This is a genomic window from Nocardiopsis protaetiae (assembly GCF_045446735.1).
Classification (GTDB): Bacteria; Actinomycetota; Actinomycetes; order Streptosporangiales; family Streptosporangiaceae; genus Nocardiopsis; species Nocardiopsis protaetiae.
Genome location: NZ_JBJJBV010000330.1, coordinates 1 through 6,513, shown reverse-complemented (window position 1 = coordinate 6,513; position 6,513 = coordinate 1). Strand labels below are relative to the sequence as shown.

Annotated in this window: 6 protein-coding genes; 4 read left to right on the top strand and 2 right to left on the bottom strand. The window is 74.1% G+C overall.

All coding sequences use genetic code 11. The annotated features are described in order from the left end of the window. Positions 1-693: alpha/beta fold hydrolase (locus ACJOT3_RS30895; RefSeq protein ID WP_406976660.1), on the top strand; the 693-nt coding region annotated here is incomplete at its 5' end. Between the two features lie 17 nt (positions 694-710). On the opposite strand, the gene ACJOT3_RS30890 is transcribed toward ACJOT3_RS30895, so the two are convergent. Then, positions 711-1,559 (bottom strand): aminoglycoside 3'-phosphotransferase, encoded by an 849-nt coding sequence (locus tag ACJOT3_RS30890; protein WP_406976659.1) that lies wholly within the window; start codon positions 1,557-1,559, stop codon positions 711-713. A 133-nt stretch (positions 1,560-1,692) separates the two neighbouring features. Between ACJOT3_RS30890 and ACJOT3_RS30885 the strand changes: the two genes are divergently transcribed. Beyond that, positions 1,693-3,219: a threonine/serine exporter family protein gene (locus ACJOT3_RS30885; RefSeq protein ID WP_406976658.1), complete on the top strand. Its 1,527-nt coding sequence runs from the start codon at positions 1,693-1,695 to the stop codon at positions 3,217-3,219. A 5-nt stretch (positions 3,220-3,224) separates the two neighbouring features. On the opposite strand, the gene ACJOT3_RS30880 is transcribed toward ACJOT3_RS30885, so the two are convergent. After that, on the bottom strand, positions 3,225-3,893 hold the full coding sequence (locus ACJOT3_RS30880; protein ID WP_406976657.1) for a TetR/AcrR family transcriptional regulator: 669 nt from the start codon (positions 3,891-3,893) through the stop codon (positions 3,225-3,227). A gap of 95 nt (positions 3,894-3,988) precedes the next feature. Here ACJOT3_RS30880 and ACJOT3_RS30875 point away from each other — a divergent pair, with 95 nt between their 5' ends. After that, positions 3,989-5,197, top strand: coding sequence for a DUF418 domain-containing protein (locus ACJOT3_RS30875; RefSeq protein WP_406976656.1), 1,209 nt, complete (start codon positions 3,989-3,991; stop codon positions 5,195-5,197). A 183-nt stretch (positions 5,198-5,380) separates the two neighbouring features. Continuing rightward, the gene (locus ACJOT3_RS30870; RefSeq protein WP_406976655.1) at positions 5,381-6,133 is read left to right on the top strand and encodes a nucleotidyltransferase domain-containing protein; all 753 of its coding nucleotides are present in this window, start codon (positions 5,381-5,383) and stop codon (positions 6,131-6,133) included. The last annotated feature ends 380 nt before the right edge of the window (positions 6,134-6,513 follow it).

Sequence of the window (6,513 nt, the reverse complement as noted above, 5' to 3'; positions counted from 1 at the left end):
TCCGGCACCAACTTCAACGCCGCCACCACGGTGCCCGCGGCCCGCGCCCGGGCCGCGGACCGCCCCGTGTACCTGGTGGACCTGCCCGGCCAGCCCGGACTCAGCTGCGGCGAGCGGGTCGGCCGACCCGGGATCGAGGCGTACGGGGCCTGGTTCGACGAGCTCCTGCCGCAGATCACCGACCGGCCCGTCATCGTGCTCGGCCACTCCCGGGGCGCCGCCATCGCCCTGGCCTCCACCCCCTCGCCGCTGGTCGCCGGGCTGCTGCTGCTCAACCCCGCCGGGCTGACCGCCCCGGGGATGACCTCGGAGTCCATGCGCGCCACCCTGCCGTGGATGCTCCGCCCCACCGAGCAGAACAGCGGGCGCCTCGTCGAGTTCCTCAGCGGTCCGCAGACCCCCTGCGAGGAGCACCGCGAGGAGGCCGAGTGGCTGACCCTGGTCGCGCGCAGCTGCCGCACCGGGTCCACACCCAGCCCGCTGCACGCGGAGCAGATCCGGGCCTGGTCCGACACGCCCGTCGCGGTCGCCACCGGATCGCACGACCCGTTCTTCTCGCCCGCGCGCCTGCACGGGCCGGCCCGGCGCTTCCTGGACGCCGAGGTCCACACGATCGAGGGCGCCGGGCACCTGTCCCTGTACGAGAACCCCGAGCAGGTGTGCGGGCTGCTGAGCGCGCTCGACGTTCGCTGACGGACCGGCCCGGCCGGTCAGCCGGGCCAGAAGAAGTCGTCCAGCACCCGGTACAGCTCCAGCAGCTCCGGGTCGACCAGGTCGCGGCCGTAGGCGTCCAGGAACGCCTCGGCGTCGCGCGGCCCGAACGACGGGTTGAGGTCGCTCAGCATGCTGCCCGTCATGTCGGCCAGGTCCAGGTGCCGGTCGCCCACCCCCACCCGGCCCAGGTCGATGAGGGACCACCCGCCCCCTCCGTCCACCAGGACGTTGGGCAGGCAGTAGTCGCCGTGCAGCAGGACCGGGCCGGACACCGGGACCCGGCCCAGGCGCCCGGCCAGCCGGGCCAGTACCTCCCCGGCCCGCGTTCCCACCCTGCCCCCGGCGGCCGTTCGCGGCGCGGCGGCCGCCGCGGGGAGCTCCGGGGTGTGGCCCCGCGCCCGCCAGCCGCGGTCCACGGCGCCCGAGGCCACGCGTTCGCGGGCCTGCTCCAGCAGCACGTCCGGGCCCATAGGGAGCGGTAGACCCGCCACCGGGACGGCGTGCAGCCCGCGCAGCGCCCGGGCCAGCAGGGCGATCAGCTCCGCGCGGTCGTGCCCCGGTTCGTGGGCGCCCCGGCCGGGGCGGTGCTCCATGGTCAACCAGTGCGTCCCCCGCCACCGCCCGGAATCCAGCAGCCGCGGGACCGGCAGCGGCGTGCGGGCCAGCAGGCGCAGCCGCCGCTCGGTACCGACCAGCTCGGCCACCAGATCGGGGCGGTCCAGGGCCGCCGACTTGAACACCGCCGTCGGCCGCCCCGCCACGTACAGGCGGGCGACCCGGGCCCCGGACAGGCCCACGTCGATCTCCTCGACCCGGTCGGCGGCGACACCCGGTGGCAGCGGCATGTCCGGCAGCCTAACCGGGCGGCCGGCGCCGCCCCCACCGGCTTTCCGTGCACTCCGCGACACTCCGGCACACAGGTGTTCTCGACACCCGGCGTCGCCGCCGCCCATGCTGGCCGGGGGTGAAGGGGGGCCGATGGGGCGTATCAAGGAGTCGCTGGACCACTGGAGGCGCAGGGACCGCCGCCGTGAACGCCTCAGGGAAGACGAATCCACCCTCGTGGACCGTCTCTACGGCACCCCCTACGAGAACCTGCCCCGGGCCACCGGGGTGCTCCCCGCCGCGGAGGCCGAACGCGTCATGGACGTGGCCCTGCGCCTGGGCCGCCAGATGTTCCTGTGCGGCTCCGAGACCGCCACCATCGAATACACCCTCATCGCCGTCACCGACGCGCTCGGACTCACCTACCTCGACGTCGACATCACCGGCCGGTCCATCCACCTCCAGCACCACCCGCCGGGGGAGCGGCCGCTGGTGCTCTTCCGGGTCACCAAGTCCGAGGACACCCGCGACCTCAACCGCATGTCGGCCGTGGACGCGATGATCCGGGAGATCGTGTTCGAGGGGATGACCCTGGAGGACGCCGAACGCGCCCTCGACCGGGTCGAGCACGTCCCGCCCGCCCTGCCCTGGTGGCTGATGCTCGCGGGCGGCGGGGTCCTGGCCGCGTCGATCAGCCTCCAGGCGGGCGGTACACCGCTGTCGGCGCTGGTGGCGGTGCTCATCCGGGTGGTCGTCGACCGGGTCGGGTGGTCCCTCGGGGGAAGGCTCGGGCTGCCGACCTTCTACGTGGTGGGCATCCAGGCGTTCATCGCCGTGGGGACCGGCATCTTCGGCTCCGGCCTGGGCTGGTGGAGCGGGCAGGAGGCGGCCAGCATGGCCGCCGCCAACCTGGTCCTGCTGCTGCCCATCCTCGCGGTGGTGTCGCTGGCCCAGGACGCCATCACCGGGTTCACGCTCATGGCGGCCTCGCGGATCGTCACCGTCGCGATGGTCCTGGCGGGAATGCTCGTCGGCGCCGTCCTGGTGTCGACCGTCTTCCGCGACCTGGACCTGGCCCACAGCGAGCTGATCACACTGGTCTCCATGCCGCTGTGGGTGGTCCTCCTGGCGTGCGCGGTCGGGGCCCTGGGCAACGCCCTGCTCATGGGCGGCGCGTTGCGGCTGATCCCGGTGGCGGTGCTGGCGGGCGCGGTGGCGGGGGTGGTCAACACGGTCGGGAACCGGGTCCTCGGGCTGACCTCCCCGATGGCGGTCCTGCTGGCGTCGATCCTGCTGGGCATCGGGGCGGCGGTGCTCGGCGAGCGGCTCCGGGTGCCCCGGGCGGCGATCTTCGTGCCTGGTATCACCGGAGCCCTGCTGCCCGGCCCGGACATGTACCGGACCCTGGTCATGTACGCGGCGAACATGGAGGGCGCCGGCCCCGCCGTGCTGCTGACGCTCACCACGACGGCGGCGATCGGCGCGGGCATCGTGCTCGGCGATGTCCTGGGCAACGCGGCGAACCTGGGCTACGCGCGCCGCCGCGGCCGCCGCGCCCGGATCGCGGCGACTTCCGCGGAACCTTCCGAGCCCGACGAGGCCGACGGGCCCTCGGGGGCCGCGGCGGCCACGGAACCCGGGGGATCCGCCGGGCCCGGGGAGCGGGCCGGGGCGGACTGAGGCCGCTATTCCGCGGGGTTCGAGTGCTCCGCGGGGTTCGAGCGGGGGTCCAGGCCGACGGCGGGCAGGATCACCTCGTCGACGATCCGGGCGAGGTGGTCCCGGTCGGGCGCCCGGCCGTGGTCGACCGAGTACTTGAGGACCATGGCCTCGCCGATGTCGACGGTCACGTCGGTCACCCGGGCCGGGTCGATCCGGCCCCGCTCGGCGTAGTGCAGCAGGACGGTGCGGGTGAAGCGCCCGCCCCTGGGGTCGAACACCTCACGGTCGAACCGCTCGTGCAGCCCCGGGTCGCGCAGGGACTCGGCGATCACCGCGAACATCGCCCGCCCCAGGGGGTCCTCGTTCAGCTCGGTCAGCATCGCGAGCGAGTCGACGAGGTCCCCGCGCAGGTCGTCGGCGCCCGGGGTGGGCTGTTCCTGGGGGAAGTGGCTGTACATCGCGTCGAGCAGGATGTCGGCGGGCACCGACCAGCGCCGGTACAGGGAGGTCTTGGCGGTGCCCGCGCGGCGGGCGATCCCCTCCATGGACAGCCCGCCCACCCCGTTCTCCGCCGCCTCCAGGATCGCGGCCTCGTGGATGGCGCCGACGAGTTCCTCGCCGCGTCTGCGCGTGCGCCGCGGGGCGGACTCCCCGTCCCGGGATCGGGCCGACTCCTCGTTCCGGTTCTCCACAGGGCTTCCCAACTAAGCTACGATCCCGTATCTTAAAAATGCGTATTGGCTACGCACCCGTATCCTAGTACCCGACCTCCATCGGAGTGATCCGCATGCCCCCTCCTCGTACCGACGCCGTCCCCCTGTCCGGGCGGGCCGTGGCCCCCGACCTCGCACGCGGCGTGATGCTGCTGGTCATCGCCATCGTGCACGCCCACATCCTGTGGCTGATGACCGCCGGGGACCTCTCCGGGACCTCCGGGGGAGTGCTCGACACCGTGACGACGGTGGCGGTGCTGGTGTTCGCCGAGGCGCGCGGCTATCCGATGTTCGCCGCCCTGTTCGGATACGGGCTGGCCTGGATCCACCTGCGGCGGACCGCGGAGGGGACCCCCTGGCCACGGGTGCGCTCCCTGGTGCGCAGGCGCGGCCGCTGGATGGTGGCCATCGGGCTGGCGCACACGGTGCTGCTCTTCTTCGGCGACATCATCGCGGTCTACGGCCTCATCGCGCTGTGCTTCGCGGGGCTGCTGCACGTCACCGACCGGCGGCTGCTCGCCCACGGGTTCACCTGGATGGCGCTCGGCTCACTGGTCTACGCGCTGGGCACCACCCTGCCCGACGCCACCTCCGCCGAGGGCGGGAGCGCGCTCGGCCACGGTTTCTGGGCGGACATGGGCATGCGGCTGCTCACCTGGCCGTTCATGACCCCGCTGCTGCTGGTGACCTCGGTGTTCCCGTTCGCCATCGGCGTGTGGGCCGCCCGGCGGCGGGTCCTGGAACAGCCACAGGAGCACCTGGCGCTCCTGCGCCGCACCGCCGGGATCGGCATCCCGCTCGCCGTCCTGGGCGGGCTGCCCCAGGCGCTGATGTTCACCGGCCTGTGGACGCCGCCGTCGGCGGTGGCGGAGACCGCGGGGGCGTGGCTGCACGTGCTCACGGGGTACGCGGGCGGGTTCGGCTACGCGGCGCTCATCGCCCTGGTGACGGTGCGGCTCGCCGGACGGCAGGGGCCGGTGGTCCGCGCCCTGGTCGCCACGGGGCAGCGGTCGATGACCTGCTACCTGTTGCAGTCGGTGGCGTGGATGGTGCTGTTCATGCCGTACATGCTGGACCTGGGCGCCGGGATGTCCACCACGGTCTCGGTCCTGGTGGGCGCCGGTGTCTGGGCGGTGACCGTGGTCCTGGCGGACCTGATGCGGCGGGCCGGTATCCGGGGGCCGGCCGAGCGGTTCCTGCGGTGGCGGACCTACAGACCGGAACACCCCCGACCAGAGAGCGGCCGCGGGCCCCGACCACCCACGGAGCGCGCCGCCCACTGAGCCGCCACCGCCTCCCGCAGTGAGCGCCACCCCTACTTTCTGGCGGTGTCAGGGTATGGGGCGGCCGCGAGGTCGGCCACCGGAGGAGCGCGCCGCTCACTGAGCCGCCACCGCCTCCCGCGGCGGAGGTGTAGCCCCCTCCCGGCCGGATCGACGGCGCCGGGTGGGTGGCAGGATGACGGGATGGGACTTTCTGACGACGATTTCCTTCACGACACGGCGACGCGGCTGGGCGGGCTGACCGGAGTGCGGGCGGTCGCCCTGGGCGGGTCGCGGGCACAGGGCACGCACCGGGACGACAGCGATTGGGACCTGGCGGTCTACTACCGCGAAAAGTTCGATCCGCAGGAGCTGCGGGACCTCGGCTGGCCGGGCGAGGTGTCGGAGATCGGCGGCTGGGGAGGGGGTGTGTTCAACGGCGGCGCGTGGCTGCGCATCGACGGCCGCCGGGTGGACGTGCACTACCGGGACCTGGACGTGGTGGAGCGGGAGATCGCGCGGGCGCAGGCCGGTGACTTCGACGTGGAGCCCCTGCTGTTCCACCTGGTGGGCATCCCCACCTACCTGGTGGTCGCCGAACTCGCCCTGGGCCGCACCCTCCTCGGGGAGCTGCCCCGGCCGGACTACCCGCAGGAGCTGCGCCGGAGCGCGCCGCCCCGCTGGCGCGGGGTCGCCGCGGCCACCCTCGGATACGCCGAGAACAACCACGCCCCGCAGGGGCGGGTGAGCCACACCGCGGGCCTCATCGCCCAGGCGGCCGCCCAGACCGCGCACGCGGTGCTGGCCGGACGCGGCGAGTGGGCGACCAACGACAAGACCCTGCTGTCCAGGGCCGGATTGGAGGAGATCGATCTGATCATCGCCGGGATGACCGCCGACCCCCAGGACCTGCTGGCGGCCGTCGCCGAGGCCGGACGGGTCTTCGCCACCGTGTGAGCGAGGGACGCGGTGTCAGCGAGGGACGTGGTGGGAGCCCTCGCCACGGGACGAGGGGCCAGGCCCGACCGCGTGGCGCGGTATGCGCTCAGGGTGCGGCCGGTCTGCCGGTCGGCGTCCACCGGACCCTGGCCGTGCGACACCGCGGATTCCGCCCGGCGCGGTGCGCGGCACGGCAGGTGCTCAGGGTGAGGTCGGTCTGCCGGCCAGCGGCCATCGGGCCCGCCTGGCGGTACCCAGCGGCTGCCGGGCGGCAACCACCGTGTGGCATCGCTGTTCATCGGGCGGTACCGCCGTGCCCGCCGGGCGCGGCACTGCGCGGGCCGCGGCGTGGCCAGAGGTCGCGCACGGGGCGCGGCCGGTCGGTCGGCGCTGGCGCC

Coding starts and splice junctions, on each gene's coding strand:
- ACJOT3_RS30890 (WP_406976659.1), bottom strand. CDS start 1,559: ATGCCGCTGCCACCGGGTGTCGCCGCCGACCGGGTCGAGGAGATCGAC.
- ACJOT3_RS30885 (WP_406976658.1), top strand. CDS start 1,693: ATGGGGCGTATCAAGGAGTCGCTGGACCACTGGAGGCGCAGGGACCGC.
- ACJOT3_RS30875 (WP_406976656.1), top strand. CDS start 3,989: ATGCCCCCTCCTCGTACCGACGCCGTCCCCCTGTCCGGGCGGGCCGTG.
- ACJOT3_RS30870 (WP_406976655.1), top strand. CDS start 5,381: ATGGGACTTTCTGACGACGATTTCCTTCACGACACGGCGACGCGGCTG.